Annotated in this window: 18 protein-coding genes; 11 read left to right on the top strand and 7 right to left on the bottom strand. The window is 39.0% G+C overall.

All coding sequences use genetic code 11. The features are described from left to right. From KNQ97_RS14215 to KNQ97_RS14200, 4 genes are all read left to right on the top strand, one after another. Complete coding sequence (locus KNQ97_RS14215; RefSeq protein ID WP_000405211.1) at positions 1-1038, top strand: cell division protein ZipA C-terminal FtsZ-binding domain-containing protein; 1038 nt, start codon at positions 1-3, stop codon at positions 1036-1038. A gap of 94 nt (positions 1039-1132) precedes the next feature. Continuing rightward, positions 1133-3169, top strand: coding sequence for an NAD-dependent DNA ligase LigA (gene ligA / locus KNQ97_RS14210; RefSeq protein WP_253612379.1), 2037 nt, complete (start codon positions 1133-1135; stop codon positions 3167-3169). A 253-nt stretch (positions 3170-3422) separates the two neighbouring features. Beyond that, positions 3423-3887 (top strand): bacterioferritin, encoded by a 465-nt coding sequence (gene bfr, locus KNQ97_RS14205; protein WP_001214863.1) that lies wholly within the window; start codon positions 3423-3425, stop codon positions 3885-3887. A 294-nt stretch (positions 3888-4181) separates the two neighbouring features. Continuing rightward, positions 4182-5375, top strand: a complete 1194-nt coding sequence (locus KNQ97_RS14200) for an MFS transporter (RefSeq protein ID WP_128202572.1) — start codon at positions 4182-4184, stop codon at positions 5373-5375. A 67-nt stretch (positions 5376-5442) separates the two neighbouring features. Here KNQ97_RS14200 and KNQ97_RS14195 read toward each other — a convergent pair whose 3' ends face one another. Further along, positions 5443-6873, bottom strand: coding sequence for a trehalose-6-phosphate synthase (locus tag KNQ97_RS14195; RefSeq protein ID WP_000040106.1), 1431 nt, complete (start codon positions 6871-6873; stop codon positions 5443-5445). After that, positions 6861-7712 carry a trehalose-phosphatase gene (gene otsB / locus KNQ97_RS14190; RefSeq protein WP_032009331.1) on the bottom strand — a complete coding sequence of 284 codons (852 nt, stop codon included), beginning with the start codon at positions 7710-7712 and terminating at the stop codon, positions 6861-6863. Before otsB ends, KNQ97_RS14195 begins: the two co-directional genes overlap by 13 nt. 355 nt (positions 7713-8067) lie before the next feature. Between otsB and KNQ97_RS14185 the strand changes: the two genes are divergently transcribed. The 5 genes from KNQ97_RS14185 (at position 8068) to bioD (ending at position 12735) form a co-directional block, all read left to right on the top strand. Further along, a complete protein-coding gene (locus KNQ97_RS14185) occupies positions 8068-8802 on the top strand; it encodes a hydrolase (protein ID WP_253612378.1) in 735 nt (244 codons plus the stop codon). Positions 8803-8892: 90 nt separating this feature from the next. Then, positions 8893-10173, top strand: a complete 1281-nt coding sequence (bioA, locus tag KNQ97_RS14180) for an adenosylmethionine--8-amino-7-oxononanoate transaminase (RefSeq protein WP_253612377.1) — start codon at positions 8893-8895, stop codon at positions 10171-10173. A 1-nt stretch (position 10174) separates the two neighbouring features. Beyond that, the gene (locus KNQ97_RS14175; protein ID WP_000054324.1) at positions 10175-11332 is read left to right on the top strand and encodes an 8-amino-7-oxononanoate synthase; all 1158 of its coding nucleotides are present in this window, start codon (positions 10175-10177) and stop codon (positions 11330-11332) included. After that, positions 11329-12078, top strand: a complete 750-nt coding sequence (bioC, locus tag KNQ97_RS14170; RefSeq protein WP_000055871.1) for a malonyl-ACP O-methyltransferase BioC — start codon at positions 11329-11331, stop codon at positions 12076-12078. Before KNQ97_RS14175 ends, bioC begins: the two co-directional genes overlap by 4 nt. After that, positions 12079-12735 carry a dethiobiotin synthase gene (bioD, locus tag KNQ97_RS14165; protein ID WP_253612376.1) on the top strand — a complete coding sequence of 219 codons (657 nt, stop codon included), beginning with the start codon at positions 12079-12081 and terminating at the stop codon, positions 12733-12735. Between the two features lie 51 nt (positions 12736-12786). On the opposite strand, the gene rluB is transcribed toward bioD, so the two are convergent. The 5 genes from rluB to KNQ97_RS14140 all read right to left on the bottom strand — a co-directional run bounded on the left by rluB (position 12787) and on the right by KNQ97_RS14140 (position 16734). Continuing rightward, on the bottom strand, positions 12787-13710 hold the full coding sequence (gene rluB / locus KNQ97_RS14160; RefSeq protein ID WP_001291249.1) for a 23S rRNA pseudouridine(2605) synthase RluB: 924 nt from the start codon (positions 13708-13710) through the stop codon (positions 12787-12789). A 41-nt stretch (positions 13711-13751) separates the two neighbouring features. Further along, positions 13752-14348, bottom strand: coding sequence for an SMC-Scp complex subunit ScpB (gene scpB, locus KNQ97_RS14155; protein ID WP_000093856.1), 597 nt, complete (start codon positions 14346-14348; stop codon positions 13752-13754). Continuing rightward, a complete protein-coding gene (locus KNQ97_RS14150) occupies positions 14345-15136 on the bottom strand; it encodes a ScpA family protein (RefSeq protein ID WP_001076479.1) in 792 nt (263 codons plus the stop codon). The genes scpB and KNQ97_RS14150 overlap by 4 nt, the downstream gene beginning before the upstream one ends. 228 nt (positions 15137-15364) lie before the next feature. Further along, positions 15365-15982, bottom strand: a complete 618-nt coding sequence (locus KNQ97_RS14145; protein WP_000902820.1) for an L-threonylcarbamoyladenylate synthase — start codon at positions 15980-15982, stop codon at positions 15365-15367. 89 nt (positions 15983-16071) lie between these two features. Further along, a complete protein-coding gene (locus tag KNQ97_RS14140) occupies positions 16072-16734 on the bottom strand; it encodes an elongation factor P hydroxylase (protein WP_000550441.1) in 663 nt (220 codons plus the stop codon). 96 nt (positions 16735-16830) lie between these two features. On the opposite strand from KNQ97_RS14140, the gene KNQ97_RS14135 reads away from it, so the two are divergent. Together KNQ97_RS14135 and rpmF are read left to right on the top strand one after the other, a co-directional pair. Beyond that, complete coding sequence (locus KNQ97_RS14135; protein WP_001275712.1) at positions 16831-17391, top strand: DUF177 domain-containing protein; 561 nt, start codon at positions 16831-16833, stop codon at positions 17389-17391. A gap of 74 nt (positions 17392-17465) precedes the next feature. Next, complete coding sequence (gene rpmF / locus KNQ97_RS14130) at positions 17466-17651, top strand: 50S ribosomal protein L32 (protein ID WP_000290730.1); 186 nt, start codon at positions 17466-17468, stop codon at positions 17649-17651. The last annotated feature ends 20 nt before the right edge of the window (positions 17652-17671 follow it).

The following is a 17671-nucleotide window of genomic DNA, read 5'->3' as shown; positions in this document are numbered from 1 at the left end:
ATGGAAATCAATACGATTATTGGCATCGTTGTTGCCATTATTATCATGCTAATTGGCTTAAGAATGATTTTAAAAAAGCCGAACCATGCTGAACCCTCGCTAGACAGTGATTTGCATATTAATCCTGAAAGTAATCAACCGGTTATCCCTCGTCATGTACGAGATCAACTTGAACAGCCAGAAGTTACTGTTGCGTCAGCAGCCGTTGCTGAACGAGTGGAACCAACTTTAAGCGAGCCAGCCCAGTCAGAAGAAAAGGGAACAAAAGAACTAGAACAGGCTTCACAAGCTCAAACAGTCCAGACACAAGTACCCGTTGAAAATACGCCAGTAGAAGTAGAAGAAGTTAAAGCTGAAGAAAATACTGTTAGCCCAACTGTAAGTGAAAATAGTTCAGTTGAGTTAGTTGATACCGTTTCTGCTGAACCAGAAGTTGTTAGCTCATCAGAACCAAAAGTTGCAGAAGGGCAACCGAAAACTGAGCCGGAATTAAGCTTAAATCCAAATATCGAAACTGCTGAAATTGCTGAGTTTGAAGGTGAAAGCAACATTCTTGATGTACATTTACATGAGCAGCAGCGTTTTGATGACGAAAGTGCGTTAGCAATGGCTGAGCAGATTATCGCATTAAATGTATATCCAAATCCGCGCCGTGCGTTATCGGGTGATAAAGCACTGAAAGTGCTTTTAAAATATGGTCTACGTTACGGTGAAATGTCTTGTTTCCACCGCTATGAAAATACCGATGAGCCAAGTGCACTGATGTTCTCTGTATTGCGTATGACTGATAATGGTCCTGCTGGTTTCGATTTAGAAACTTTATCGACTGAACAAGTTCAAGGTTTAGCATTTTTCCTTGCACTTCCAAACAGCAAAGCAGTTACCGGTTTTGACATGATGACCAGTATTGCAGGCCTTATTGCTCGTGAAATTGATGGTAAGGTTTATGATGAAAATAACCTTGAATTTACGCCACAGTTAAAAGAACATTGGCGCCATCATGTGATTGATTATCGTCCAGCACAGGCAACAGCCTAGTTTAAATTTTTGGTATAGGTTGCGATAATTGCAATATATCTAGTCGCAGCTCAGGGTGGAGAAATTTCCACCCTTTTTTATGGTGAATAAAATAATGGCAATAACTTCCGTGATCGAACAGATGCGTCAGCTTATTCAACTGATTGCAAAGCATAACCATGCCTACTATGTCATGGATCAGCCGACAATCTCGGATAGTGAATATGATCATTTATTTCATCAGTTAAAAGCTTTAGAAGAACAATATCCGGAACTTGTACAAGCCGACTCACCAACAACGAAAGTAGGTGGTCAAGCGCTTTCAAAATTTGAGAGTGTGACGCATGTGGTGCCCATGCTTTCACTTGGTAATGTATTTAACCAAGAAGACTTATTCGCATTTGCACGCCGTGTAGAAGAGCGACTTCCGAACCAGAAAGTACAATATGAAGTTGAGTTAAAACTCGATGGCCTTGCGATTTCACTATGGTATGAAAATGGTGTACTTGTTCGCGGCGTAACCCGTGGGGATGGCGAAACGGGTGAAGACATTACTCAAAACGTTAAAACCATTCGTAACTTACCTAAAGTTCTGCATTCAGAAAAATATGAAATACCTCGTCTACTTGAAGTACGTGGTGAAGTATTGATGCCAAAGTCTGGTTTTGAAAAACTCAATGCTGACCAAGAAGCAAAGGGAGAAAAAACCTTCGCTAACCCTCGAAATGCAGCCGCTGGAAGTTTAAGACAACTTGATCCAAATATTGCTGCTGCTCGACCTTTGGCATTTTATGCGTATGGGATTGCACAGTGTGAACCAAATCATGGCCTAACAACCATGCATGATAGCTTGCAATGGTTAACGGAACTTGGGTTCCAAATTGCTGAGCGTCAGTACTTGTGTAATTCAATTCAAGAAGTACAGCAGCGCTATGAGCAAATTCAGCAAGAACGTCCAAACTTGCAAGTTGAAATTGATGGCATGGTGGTGAAGGTTGATGACCTAAAACAACAACAGCAGCTTGGTTTCTTAAGTCGTGAACCACGCTGGGCAACTGCTTATAAATTCCCGGCACAAGCTGCATTAACTACAGTTGAGCAGATTGACTGGCAAGTAGGGCGTACAGGGACTTTGACCCCTGTAGCACGCTTAAACCCTGTTTTTGTGGGTGGTGTGACTGTTTCTAACGTAACGTTGCATAATATTGGGGAAATTCATCGTCTAGATGTACGTGTTGGCGATACGGTAAGTGTATATCGTACGGGTGACGTGATTCCTAAAGTAGAAAAAGTTTGGCCGGAGTTCCGTCCTGCTGAAGCAGAAGTTGTTCATTTACCAGAGTCCTGCCCAGTATGTGCTTCGCCTGTAGTGATGCCTGAAGGTGAGGCTCTCGCACGTTGTTCAGGCGGTTTATATTGTGCCGCACAGCGTATTGAAGCCATTCGTCACTTTGTATCGCGTAAAGCGATGGATATCGAGGGCTTGGGAGATCGTTGGGTAGAATCTTTATTACGTCTCGATTTACTTAAAGATGTTGCTGATATTTACCATTTGCATGAGCACAGAGAAACTCTCTTGGGCATCGAAAAAATGGGAGAAAAGTCAGTACAGAACCTAATAGATGCGATTGAAGCAAGTAAGAAAACAACTCTAGCACGTTTTATTTATGCATTAGGTATTCGTGGAGTAGGTGAAACAACGGCTAGAATGTTAGCAAATACATTTCAGACGCTAGAGGCACTTAAAGCTGCGAATGTAGAAGCTTTAAAGAAAACCCCAGATGTAGGGGATATTACAGCAGAGTGGATTGCAGACTTTTTCTTGGCACCGCATAACATTGAAGTACTCGATCGTTTAATTGCCGCAGGAATTCATTGGGATGCACCAACAGCACCAACGCGTCAACCTTTAAATGGTGAAAGCTGGGTACTTACGGGTACATTAGAACAAATGACCCGTGATCAGGCCACTCAAATGCTACAAGCATTAGGTGCACGAGTAAGTGGGAGTGTTTCTAGCAAAACAAAATGTGTAGTTGCTGGGGAGAAGGGGGGTTCAAAATTAGAAAAAGCTGCAAAATTAGGTATTCCTGTCATGAATGAAACAGATTTCTTATCACTCATGGCAGGCTATGGGCAAACTTTGAGCTAAAAGTATAGCGAAATAAGAACCATTGATTTTAGTTACAAATTTATAAATTGATGGTTTTTGCTATATTTGAACGCTTGTCTGAGCTTATAAATCGGACAAGCGTTTCTTTTTGCAAAGGAAATTTAAATAACTTAAACTGCAAATGCGTATGTTTCTCATTTTAATTTGATAAAAATCATAAACTTAACTATTTTTTGTTTTGCAATCATTTTTAAGTTTGCCCATAATAGACTCATACGATAGGAGATTTATTATGCGTGGCAATCCAGAAGTCATAGACTATTTAAATATGCTCATTGGCGGAGAGTTGGCTGCCCGTGATCAATATTTAATCCATTCTCGTATGTATGAAGATTGGGGCTTAAACAAGATTTATGAACGTATTGACCATGAGATGCAAGAAGAAGCGTCTCACGCCGATGCGATTATTCGTCGTGTATTATTTTTAGGTGCCAAACCAAACATGCATCGTGAAGATATCAATGTTGGTACAGACGTTGTATCTTGCTTAAAAGCTGATTTAGCACTTGAATATCATGTGCGTGAAAAATTAGCGACAGGTATTAAACTTTGTGAAGAAAAGGGCGACTACATCAGTCGTGACATGTTACGTCAACAATTATCAGATACTGAAGAAGACCATACTTATTGGCTTGAAAAACAGTTGCGTTTAATTGAACTGATTGGCCTACAAAATTATATCCAGTCTCAAATTTAATGACTTGAAAAACCCAGCTTAGGCTGGGTTTTTTATTGGCTCATTTTAATAAAATGAAGTCACCATTTAAATGTTAATTCTGCCAAATTGAATATATTCAAAGCCTTACTACATAAGGCTTTGGCAGTTACAAAAAAGTCAGAAAATTTGTATCAGACCCCATGTTTTTTTTGTGGAATTGGATATAATTTCGCCAACAAAAACCCTTGCCTAGAAATTTAATGAGGCAAGGGTTTTTCTATGGGGAATCGGTTGGTATGGATCGCCAATGGTTTTATGGTGAGCTTCGCGTATATGTTATTTTCCAAACCTGCTGTTTTAGATACAGCTACTCTCTTAAGTACACAACGATTAGCAACTCGTCTTAGCTTTTTTAGCTTGGGCTTTGCGATATCTGCATGGGCACCACTTATTCCGTATGCTCAGCAACGTTTAAACCTAAATCACGCAAATTTTGGTTTATTGCTGCTTTGTATGGGAATCGGCTCAATGATTGCTATGCCTGCGACAGGGGCTTTAGTTAAGCGTTGGGGATGTCGTCCATTAATTGCTGTGGCGAGCATACTCTTGATGGTATTGCTACCAAGTTTAACGATCTGGCATAGTCTTGTATCGATGGCTGTAGCGTTATTCATTTTTGGTACGGCAGCAGGTAGTCTTGGCGTTGCTATCAATTTACAAGCAGTTGTGGTGGAAAAGCACAGCTTACGTGCGCTCATGTCTAGTTTTCATGGTATGTGTAGCCTTGGCGGTTTAATCGGTGCCATGCTTGTCACTGCACTATTAGCAATTGGCCTTTCACCACTCATGAGCACATTGTCTGTAGTCATGGTTTTATTGGTGGTGAGCTTTGTTGCCATTCCATCTGCCTTAACAACATTTGAGCAAGATGAACAAGGTGCTGCGGAAATAACTGACGCGCCTAAAAAATCTTCACGTCCGAATGGTACGATCCTTTTGATTGGGATGATGTGTTTCATTGCCTTTTTGTCAGAAGGTGCGGCAATGGACTGGGGTGGTATTTATTTAACCAGTAAATACCAGCTTAATCCTGCCTTTGCTGGGCTGGCTTATACTTTCTTCGCGCTTAGTATGACAAGTGGTCGTTTTGCAGGGCATATCTTGTTAAAACAGTGGGGTGAGAAAACTATTGTGACTTATAGTGCAATTGTTGCTGCTCTTGCTATGGTCACTATTGTGATGGCACCTGTTTGGCAAGTTGTCGTATTGGGTTATGCACTTTTAGGTTTAGGCTGTTCTAATATTGTACCAGTCATGTTCTCTCGTGTTGGACGCCAAAATGATATGCCTAAAGCAGCGGCATTGTCTTTAGTGTCAACGATTGCTTATACAGGTTCATTAAGTGGCCCGGCCTTAATTGGTTTGATTGGCCAGTGGACTAGCCTAACCACTGTCTTATCAGGAGTGGCGGTTTTATTAACCATGATTGCTATACTCAATCGCTTTACTCTTGTGAAGGCAAAGTAATCTAAGCTTGCTTACCAACCGCGGAACATCGAGTAAAACATCCTCGATGTTCCATAAGCTTAAATTATTATAAGACATGGTAAGTGGGTTGATACTTTTCTTGTAAGGACAACTTAGACTTTGTGAATGTCGGAGAATTTTCTAAATCCTTCAAGAAATTATTTCGCCAATCGCTCAGGTCAGTAGCTGCCAAACCTTCTATTAACTGTTCATAACGATTAATACGTTCAGCTTTGGACATCTCTAGAGCGGTTTTTAAAGAATCCATCATGGCTGCTCTATCTAATGGATCAACAATCAATGCTTGAGTCATTTGTTCAGCAGCACCGGCATATTTAGATAAAATCAGCACACCTGGGTTCTCTGGATCTTGAGCCGCAATATATTCTTTTGCGACCAAATTCATACCATCACGTAATGAGCTAATCCAGCAAATGTCAGAACGACGATAAATATGCATCAAACTGTCATGTTGAACTGTGTCGAAGCAACAATCGATAGGTCGCCAATCTTCATGAGCAAACTCTTCATTAATCAGCTCTAATTTGGCCTTAAAGCGTTGGTATAAGCGTTGATAGGCTGGAATATCTGTACGTGAAGGAGTTGCAACTTGAAGGTGACGTACCAATCCATGATATTCAGGATTAGTTTCAAGGAAAGTTGCAAATGCATTGAAACGTTCAAGTAAACCTTTTGAATAATCAATCCGGTCAACCCCAATAATTGTTTTTTGACGTGGTATATCTTCAAAGTTAAATACGTATGGTGTATGAAAGGCCTGTTGTGCTTGGCGCTGAATAAGCTCTGGCTGAACACCGATAGGATAGGACTTAATCAAGATTTGACGTTTTTTATAACTGATTCTGTCGCTTAGTATTTTTTGAGCTTCAAGTAAGCCCATACAGGTTTGCATACAGGTGTTCTGATCGGTTTGAGTTTGTAAACCAATCACATCATATTGGCAAAGATCTTGGACCAACTGTAGTGCAACTGGGATCTTGCGCCAGATATTTAAGCTTGCGAAAGGGATATGCAAAAAGAAACCGATTTTATTTTGCATACCTAATTCACGGCAATGACGAGCTACGCTGAAAAAGTGATAGTCATGCACCCAAATAAGATCATCGGGCTGAGCAATCTGCTGTAATTTTTCAGCAAATAAACGATTGACCTTTTGGTAGGTATTATATTCTTCTGCATTATATTCGATCAGGTCATCCCGATCATGCATGGCTGGCCATAATACTTTATTAGCAAAACCACAGTAGTACTGTGCATATTGCTGATGTGTAAGAGGGCAGGTAATGTAGTCGATCCCATGAGAATATGCCTGATCGAATTCAGGCGCTTCAGTATCGGTAATTTGCTGACCATTCCAGCCTAACCAAATGCCGTTACTATCATTTAATGCGTCTTGTACAGCTACTGCAAGGCCACCTGCTGAAGCCTTACCCGATGGCATACTAATTCGATTCGATAACACGATTAATTTAGACATATTTGTTCTCCATTCTGATCTTGACTATTTTTGACGTATAACTTTTTTATTTTTTCTAGGAAGAAAAAAAGAAAATTAGAAACACTATTAATATCTTTTAATCTATATTGAGCTTCTGTTTCACCAGAACCTACTTTAATTGAAGTGCCAAACTGTTGGTTAATAAAAATGAAACCTGTTTCATCCGTTAAATCATCTCCTATAAATATGGGATGAATTAACGGTAAATTAAGATGATTTAATATTGTTTGTATTGCTTTACCTTTATCTGCCTGTTTAGGTAATAATTCAACGACAAATTTTCCTCTATTTAATTTTAATTGAGGATAAAAATATTTAATCTGTTGCATAATATAAATTGCATTGTCTTCTAATTCCGGGTTTTTTCGATAATGTAAAGCAATAGAATGTCCTTTATCCTCAATTAATAAATCGGGATATTTTTCACAAGAATTTATAATATCTTCTTTTAATTTTTGAAAATTAATATCGCTTAAATCTGGGCGAATATAAGTATCAGAATCAAAATAAATATCTAAACCATGTAAGCCCGCTATAGGTAATTCAATAGACTGAAGTAGCTTACTTGCTGTTTCAACATCACGTCCTGTTACAGCAATCACCGGTATATTTAATTCAATAATTTTTTTTATAACTTCTAAGGTGGTATTTGGAATAAAACTATGCTCAGGATGAATTTGAAATGGAGCTAATGTTCCATCAATATCCAGAAATAAACAATAATTTTTATCTGTAGGTAAGGTATTTATAATATCATTGGGTGTAACAAAATATGTATATTTTTCTCTCCCATCTGATATTATACTTTGATTGTTCATATTTGCCTGCCCATATTTTTTGATCAATATTTAATCTTCTAACATTAAAATGAATTGATGAGTCATTTTTTTTAATAAAAAAACATAAGTATTAACATTAATTACATTGCATAATGGATTTATGGGTGAAGTGTGGATTATGTTGTTTTTTGATTTGGTTCAATGTTTATATAATTAAATTTTTGTATATTTCATATAAATATTTTAGGCCTTATTTATCAATATATTTCAGAATATTTAACAGCCCTAAATAGTTGATTTTACTTTTTTGAATTTAATTTTTATATTGATTTTAAAAGATATTTTAAATTGATATTAATATATAATTTCCATAAATTTGTCTTTGAGCGTGCATATGAAGTTACAAAATAAAATTTTATTGATTACAGGTTGGGGAGTAGGAATAGAACCTTTGCAACCGTTAAAATTAGGTCTAACGAAAGCTGGGTATGATACGCAACTTATTAATATTTTTAATGTTTTAGATAGTGGCTTTCACGATCAGCTTGATTTTTTAACTGATATTGATGTGGTTGTAGGTTGGTCTTTAGGTGGACAGTTAGCAACATACCTGATTGACTTTTTTTATAAACAAACGGGCCAAACTAAAACGTTAATTACGCTTGCCTCTAATCCTTGTTTTGTGGCTAATACCTCGTGGCATACTGCTATGCCTGCTGATGTATTTAGTCAATTTAAAGCATCCTTTTTACAGAATCCCCAAGCTACTTTAAAACGTTTTTATTATTTAATTACACTTGGCTCATCTCAGGCAAAACAAGATTGGCTTAGTGTACAAAACATAGCAAATCCGCCCTCAAATAAACTGTTGTTAGAAGGTTTGCAAATGCTTGAGCAGCTAAATTTGGTAGATAACTTGAAAACCTATCCAGGACGACAGCTTCACCTGTTTGCTGAACAGGATAATGTCATTCCTTGCAAGATTATGGAAAATTTTAAAGATATAGCGACAGAAAACATGAGTTATAAGCTAATAAAAGATGCTACACATGCTTTTCCCTACTTACAGGTAGAAAGAACAATTGAAGAAATCTGCCAATTTTTAACAATTCATCAGCAAAGTTCATAAGCTTTGATTGATCTCGCAATTTTCTTTCATTCTTAACAGGTTTAACATGTGCTAAATGAAAGATTTGATTGCTGTAAAAAGGTATAGAGGATGACCGATAATTTTGATTTGGAACATATTTGGCATCCATATACTTCAATGACCCAACCTTTACCCACATTTAAAGTGAAGTGTGCCTATGGAGCAACGATTGAACTTGATGATGGTAGAACTTTAATTGATGGTATGTCATCTTGGTGGTGTGCAATTCATGGCTATAACCACCCTGAACTTAATCAGGCAGTGACCGACCAGCTACAAAATATGTCTCATATCATGTTTGGCGGTTTAACTCATGATCCTGCTATTGAACTTGGCAAAATTCTTTTAAAAATTACACCGCCGAGTCTCGATAAAATTTTTTATGCAGACTCAGGTTCCGTTGCCGTTGAAGTTGCTTTGAAAATGGCTGTGCAATTCTGGACAGCACAAGGCCAGCCACAAAAAACAAATTTTATTACTACACGTTCTGGTTATCACGGTGATACATGGAATGCGATGTCTGTTTGTGATCCAGTGACAGGCATGCATCAGATTTTTGGTACCAGCTTACCGAACCGTCTTTTTGTAGCAGCTCCGCAAACCAAATTTCATGAGGAGTGGAACCGAGAAGATATTGCCGAGTTAGAGCAAGCTATTCAGCAAAATCATGAAAACCTTGCTGCACTTATTATTGAGCCGATTGTCCAAGGTGCAGGGGGCATGCGCTTTTATCACCCTGAATATTTACGTCAGGCTAAAGCGCTTTGTGAACAATATCATCTGTTATTGATTTTTGATGAAATTGCCACTGGTTTTGGTCGTACCGGTAAGCTTTTCGCTTGGGAACATGCACATGTTGAGCCAGATATTATGTGCCTAGGTAAAGGGTTAACAGGCGGTTATATGACTTTGTCTGCGACCTTAACGACAAAGCATGTAGCAGAAACCATTAGTCGCGGTGAGGCTGGGGTATTTATGCACGGCCCAACTTTTATGGCCAATCCACTCGCTTGTGCCGTTGCTTTAAAAAGTACGCAATTATTAATTGAGCAAGATTGGCAGGCCAATATTAAGCGAATTGAGCAACAGCTTAGCCAATATTTAATGCCTTTAAGCCAGCTTGATTATGTTGCTGATGTAAGAGTGCTCGGGGCGATTGGTGTAGTAGAACTCACCTTTAATGTCGATATGAAAACTTTACAGCAACAATTTGTAGAGCGTGGAATCTGGATTCGTCCTTTTGGAAAATTAGTTTATGTCATGCCGCCTTATGTCATCACTCAACAAGAGTTAAGTGGCTTGCTCGAACAGTTGGTTGAAGTAGTTAAAACGATGCAGGGGGCACATTAAGATGTCATTGCTCGATCATTTTGCTACAGAGTTAGATGAGTTAAAACGACAAGGTAATTTCAGACAATTTACCCAAAATGTGCAGCATGGCCGTTTTATTACGATTCAAAATAAAACGATGCTCAACTTAGCTTCAAATGACTATCTTGGGTTGGCAGCTGATATTGATCTTCGCCAAGAATTTTTAGATTGCTATCCATTAGAACGCAGCTATTTTAGTTCTTCATCTTCACGTTTATTAACGGGCAATTTTGATGAATATGAACAGTTGGAAAATAGCCTAAGCCAAGCATTTGGTGGTCGGGCGGCTCTATTATTTAATAGTGGCTACCATATGAATATTGGTATTTTGCCCGCTGTTGCTGATAGTAAAACTTTAATTCTGGCAGATAAGTTAGTTCATGCCAGTATGATTGATGGGATCCGTTTGTCTGGTGCCCAGTATGTGAGGTATCGACATAATGATTTACAGCATTTAGAGCAACTTCTACAAAAGTATCATGATGATGACCAGATTGAACGAATTATTGTGGTCACGGAAAGTATTTTTAGTATGGATGGCGATGAAACAGATTTAACCGCTTTAGTCCAGCTTAAAAAACGCTTTGCTAAAACCATGTTATATGTCGATGAAGCGCATTCAATTGGCGTACGTGGACAGCAAGGTTTAGGATGTGCCGAACAATATAATGTAATTCAGGAAATTGATTTTCTAGTTGGTACCTTGGGTAAAGCGCTAGCAGCAGTCGGTGGTTATATTATTTGCCATCCAATTATTAAAGATTATCTCATTAATAAAATGCGTCCGCTTATTTTTAGTACCGCTCAACCTCCGATTGTTATGGCATGGGCAAATTTTATTTTTAAAAAAGTATTAATGGCTCAATCTCAACGTGAACATTTAAAAAATATTAGCCAATATCTTCAACAAGCAGTGGTGCAAAAGGGGTATGTGAGTCCATCGACCAGCCATATTATTCCAGTGATTGTGGGAGAAAGTCAGGCTGCTATCGATAAGGCGAAACAGGTTCAGGAAAGCGGTTTTTATGCCATGCCTGTACGTCCACCAACAGTACCTAAAAATAGTTCGCGTTTGCGCATTTCCTTAACATCAATGGTTGAGCAACATGAACTTGAAGCATTGGTGAGTTTCCTGTGAGTTTGAATAAAAATTTGGTTGCCCAACGTTTTGCTAAAGCAGGGCAAAGCTATTCAAAGCATGCAATTGTCCAAAAACAAATTTGCCAAAACTTAACGAACTTACTAAAGCAATTTTGTCCAAGCGCAATGTCACGTGTCTTTGAAATTGGTTGTGGTTCTGGCAATTTAACTCGTCTGCTTGTTGAATCTTTTCAAATTGAAAATTTAGTTTTAAATGATTTGTATGCAGAGGTGCAACAGCACTTTAATCATGAAGAACATGTGAAATGGTTAATTGGAGACGTTGAAACCTTAGAATTCCCTCAGCAGCTTGATATGATTGTTTCCGGTTCAGCTTTGCAATGGATGCAAGATTTACCACGGCTACTTCAACATTGCTATGCTGCTTTAAATGAGCAAGGCTGGCTATGCTTTTCAACATTTGGTCCTAAAAACCTCATTGAAATTAAAGAGCTAACTGGGCAAGGTTTAAATTATTGGAATCTTGAAAATTGGAATAGTGCCTTAACTCAGGCTGGTTTTGAGATTTTGCATTTGGCACAGTCAGAAACTCAGCTTTATTTCGATTCGCCTAAAGCCGTGTTGCAGCATTTAAAAGCAACAGGTGTAACGGCAACTGCTCAGCATCGTTGGACTAAGCAATCTTTACAGCAGTTTTATCAAGATTATGACCGGTTTAAGCACGCCGAGGGGTACTCCCTAACATATCACCCGATTTATTGTATTGCCCGGAGAATGAAGTAAATGAGTGGCCAGATCTATTTTGTGAGTGGGATTGATACCGAAATTGGTAAAACCTACGCGACAGGTTTCTTAGCAAAATTATGGACTGAGCAGGGTAAAAAAGTAATTACCCAAAAACTTATTCAAACAGGTAATGCTGATATCTCAGAGGATATCCAGAAGCATCGTGAAATTATGGGGCAAGGTTGGTTTCAGGAAGATCATGACAAGCTGACTATGCCGGAAATCTTTAGTTATCCTGCTTCACCTCATTTAGCAACGCGTCTTGATAACCGAGAGATCGATTTTCAAAAAATTGAGAATGCGACTCAAACATTGGCTGAGCGTTTTGAAATTGTATTGTTAGAAGGTGCAGGTGGCTTAATGGTACCCTTAACCACCAGTTTACTTACTATTGATTACATTGCTCAGCATCAGTTTCCTGTTATTTTGGTGACGTCTGGTCGTTTGGGGAGTATTAACCATACATTGCTTAGTCTCGAGGCGCTTAAGTCACGTGGTATGAAACTAAAAGCTTTGGTTTACAACCTAAAAGATGAATCAAAAGATCCATTAATCTCTCAAGATACTTCAAATTATTTGAAGGACTATTTAGCCATTCATTTCCCTGAAGCTGAATGGATTGAATTAGCAAAAATGAATGAATTAAAAAATTAGGCCATAAAAAACCGCTCTAAATTGAGCGGTTTTTTGATTTAAAAGCTTTACTTAGAACTTTTTAAATCCACGGTTAAAACCAGTCGATTTGCGCTGATTACCTGTGTTAGCTGGCGCTTCTTTTTCATCATCACGACGTTGCTGACGTAAGTAACCACCACGGCGTGCTGCCATTGGCTTTTCTGTCATACGTTCGGTGCGACGTTTTGCCATACCAAATAAGCCTGTACCTTGACGTGGTTTTAACTCAACAGATTTTGCCAAGTTATCGATGTCAGTTTTGTCGAGTTCCATCCAGCGACCAGTCCGTAATTCGCGTGGTAAAATGACAGTACCGTAGCGAGTACGCAATAAGCGGCTTACTTTAAGGCCTTGTGATTCAAAAATACGGCGTACTTCACGGTTACGGCCTTCTTTCACTACAACTTGATACCAGCGGTTAATACCTTCACCACCAATTTCAGAGAAAGATTCGAATTTGGCAGGGCCATCTTCAAGCTCTACACCATTGACCATGTTTTGACGTAATTGTGGTGTTACTTCACCCATTACACGTACAGCGTATTCACGTTCAATTTCATTAGATGGATGCATTAAGCGGTTAGCAAGTTCGCCATCGTTTGTAAAAAGTAATAAACCTGTACTGTTAATATCTAGACGGCCTACCATTACCCAACGGTCATTTGCAATTTGTGGTAAATGATCAAATACGGTTGGACGCTTTTCAGGGTCATTACGTGAACAGATTTCACCCTCTGGTTTATAATAAATCAGTACACGACGACGAATTTCATCTTCGATCTGGAACTGAACTTTACGGCCATCAATGCGTAATTCATCGCCTGGTTCAATGCGCTCGCCAACTTGGGCAACGCGGCCGTTCACACTCACGCGTCCTGCGGCAATAACCTCTTCCATATATCGGCGAGAACCTAATCCGATTCGCGCTAATACTTTTTGCAATTTTTCACTCATGACAGCACAACCTTAGACATAATGATCAACAGTCCACCTCTTTATGACTTCGGTGCATTTGCATCGAGAGCCATAAATGCTTCCTTGGCGTTCTGCAGGGGAGGCAATTGGCCTAGAGAGGCTAGACCAAAAGCATTCAGAAATTGAGGCGTTGTAATTAGCAACGCAGGTCTTCCGGGTAAATCTCTAAAACCGGCTTCTTTAATCCAGTTCCAGTCAAATAGCGTTCTGAGAATCTGACTATTATTAGATACACCACGAATTTGTTCAATATCAGCACGTGTGACCGGTTGATGATACGCAATGACAGCCAACGTTTCTAGTAATGATGGTGACAGTTTTGTTGGTCGCTCTGGCCAAATCTGCGCAATGATATTGCGATATTTGGATCTTACCTGAAAACGAAAGCCCTGCGCAGTTTCAATCAACTCAATGGAACGGCCATGTTGTAAAAGGGCAAGCTGTTGTAAAAGCTGACGAAGCTGTTGTTTGTTATATTGATTATTAAATGCTTCTTTTAAACGGGCAATTGAGACAGGCGCTTCACTAGCAAAAATAATGGCTTCAAGCTGTAATAAAACTTCATGATGAATATCGGCTAATGACAAATCATTATTATTTTGTTCAAAACTGCTCATATTGAAGACCCTTGAATAGCTAGTGGAGCTTCAACTCCTGTAGCAATAATCTTAATCTTTTGTTGTCGGGTCAATTCTAAAACAGCCATAAAAGTTACAACCATTCCCATACGGCCTTGTTGGGGATTAAGTAATTCTTTAAAACTTAACACGTCGCCTGACTCTAATTTCTCTTCAATATAAGCAATACGTTCTTCTAACAGTACAGGCTCTTGCGCAATTGTGTGTGTTACAGGTTCCGGACGGTTAAATACACAGAACAAAGCATCGTGTAATGCTGAAACATCATAACCTTCATAAACAGGTGCAATATGACCTAAGCTTACATTGGCACTGAATGTATCACGGTCAAGAACTGGCATTTGGCCTAAACGTTCAGCGGCTTGTTTAATGCGTAAATAAGTTTCGAGTCGATCAATAAGATCCTGTTTAGGATCTTTTTCGATGCTTACTACAGTAGGCTTAGGTAAAAGTAAGCGAGATTTCAAATCAGCCAATAAAGCAGCCATGACCATATAGTCGGCAGTCAGCTCAATGTTTAAGGATTTCATACTATCCATATAAGCCAAATATTGAGTTGCAATAGGAGCAATATCAAGCTGGATGAGATCAAAACCGTTTTTTTGAATCAGATAAATTAAAAAGTCGAGTGGTCCTTCAAACTGTTCGAGCAAAATCTCAAAGGCAGCTGGAGGAATATAAAGATCCTCAGGAATCGTATCGTGCCACTCATCTAAAACACGGATGTGTGGAACGTCTTCCATGGATTGATGAAGTGATTGGTTCATTACGATTATAAGCCACGCGAATTTTCAAAAGCATGAGACTTGTTTTTCAAGTCAATAAGAGCTGTAGCAGAAGAACAGCAGATAGTGAGAAGCATTCTAAAGGAATTGTGACTTTTAATAAATTGCTTAACGACTAAAGTGTAAAAAAAATCCAAACTAAATAAAGAGTATTTTTTTTCTTGATAATGCTTTTTTTTAAACTATTGGTAAAAAATGAAAAGTAAGTGCTTATTCAAAAGCACTTACATCACCGACACCACGACGAATAATTTCAGGATGCTCACCTGATAAATCAACAATACTCGTGGTTGTTAAAGTACCAAAACCACCATCAATAAAGACATCAATACGCTTAGCTAATTGATTTTCAATATCGTAAGGATCATCTAGTGGATCTTCTTGCCCCGGTAAAATTAATGTACTGGTGAGTAAAGGTTCACCGAGCTCTTTTAATAAAGCCTGACAAATTGGATTGCTTGGAATACGTAGACCAATCGTTTTCTTTTTAGGGTGCATTAACCTACGTGGAACTTCACTGGTTGCCGGTAAAATGAAAGTGGTGATGGCTGGTGTATTTGCCTTTAGTAAACGGTACGTCGCATTATCAACTTTGGCATAAGTCGCGATATCTGATAAATCGCAACACATAATTGCATATTGATGTTTAGGACCTAAACCACGAATCTGGGCAATCCGTTCCATCGCATTTTTATTACCAATCTGGCATCCGATTGCATAGGCAGCATCGGTAGGATAGACCACAACATCTCCGGCACGAATACGCTCAACCGCTTGTTCAATGAGGCGTTGCTGTGGATTTTCAGGATGTACATGTAAATGCAGCATATTTTAGAGACTCCATCACGCCATTATTAAAAATAGTATTAGACCTTTCAAACTTATGAAGCAAGTAACTTACGTAGTTTTTTTGTCATTTAATCAAGGAGTTCACGTTTAAATTCATTTAATTGTAATGCCGCACCTGCTCGCGTACATTGGCAAATACATTCAATGAATCTTGCTGCATCGGCAGGCAGCTTTGCTTCACCAGAAAAGTAACGTTGAACTTGGGCATAAACATTATCTTTAAACTTTCTGCCATCTCCACCATCGCCCGTAAGGTTATCTAGCGAGACTCTGAATTTTCTGCCAAAAGACTGTGCAAATAACCATTCAATGGCTTGAGGTTTGATTTCTACCTGTTCAAATAAGTCTTGCTGTTCTTTAGTTCTGCCATCTGGCGCATACCAATACCCTAAATCGGGTAATAGGCGACGTTTTGCACCTGCAATTGTCCAATGGCTAATTTCGTGAAGAGCACTATTGAAAAAACCATGAGCAAATTGAATTTTTGCTGGCTCATGCTCATTGGCTGGGAAATATTCTGGTTCAAATTCTCCACGAACTAATGTCACATTATGGTGGGAAAACCAGTGATTAAAGTGTAAAATAAGCCAATCAACTTGCTCAGACTCTAATTTTGAGCTTGGCCATGGTGAGAGTTGCACCACGTCAGGTAAAAGAGGGTTCTGGTGGGTTGAATGGGTGCAAACGAGTAATGAAGTGTTAACTTCAGGTTGCGGCTGCAACAGGTGCATTGCTTAATTTACCCCGAGTTCTGTCTAAAGAAGTACAAAATTGTATCTTAATCTTTGACAGAGTACCGATGAATTTGTAGAATTGCCGCCTTAATTATGTCAGCAAATACCTTTCCGGCACAGATTGAGCCGTTTAAATGGGCTGAACAAGGCTTTACATGGTCAGGTCAACTGCCATTGTCTCGCTTTGCTCGTATTGCTCGTGAAGCTGTTGGGTCAATTGATAACCAATTGATCAACATAGACTGTAAGCTATCAATGGATGCCTATCATCGCATTGTGTGGTTAGATGGTCACATGGAAACAAAAGTTCCAATGGAGTGCCAACGTTGTTTGGAACCTGTTGAAATGCCAATTGTTTCTGACTTTCATATTGCACTTGTAGATGATGAGTCACTGATAGAGCGCTTGGATGAGGATGCTGATTTCATCGTTTTAGGTGAAAGTGAGTCTTCGACAAAAGGTGATTTTGATACACCTGCCTCGATCAACTTACTCGCATTACTAGAAGATGAACTGTTATTGTTGATGCCTTTATCTCCCAAGCATGATGCTTGTGAACATAAACATCAACCTACCATTCAGAACGTTGTCGAAGAGAAACGGGATAATCCGTTTGATGTTTTGGCAGGTTTGAAGGGTAAACTTAACTCATAATTTGTGTTATGATTATGGGATAAGACAACTGAATTTGTTCTGATCCATTTTTTCGATCTTTGTAAGGAGCCATCATGGCCGTTCAGCAAAACCGTAAAAGTCGCTCTCGCCGTGACATGCGCCGTTCACATGACGCTTTAACCGAGAATGCATTAACAGTAGACCAAGCAACTGGTGAAACTCATCGTCGTCACCACGTGACTAAAGACGGTTTCTACCGTGGTCGCCAATTATTCGCTAAAGCAGCTGATGCTGAATAATTGCATGATATGCATTAAGC

Source organism: Acinetobacter sp. UC24323 (assembly GCF_024151445.1).
Taxonomy (GTDB): domain Bacteria; phylum Pseudomonadota; class Gammaproteobacteria; order Pseudomonadales; family Moraxellaceae; genus Acinetobacter; species Acinetobacter baumannii.
The sequence above is the reverse complement of the archived record's forward strand: the minus strand, read 5'-3'. Positions and strand labels throughout refer to the sequence as shown.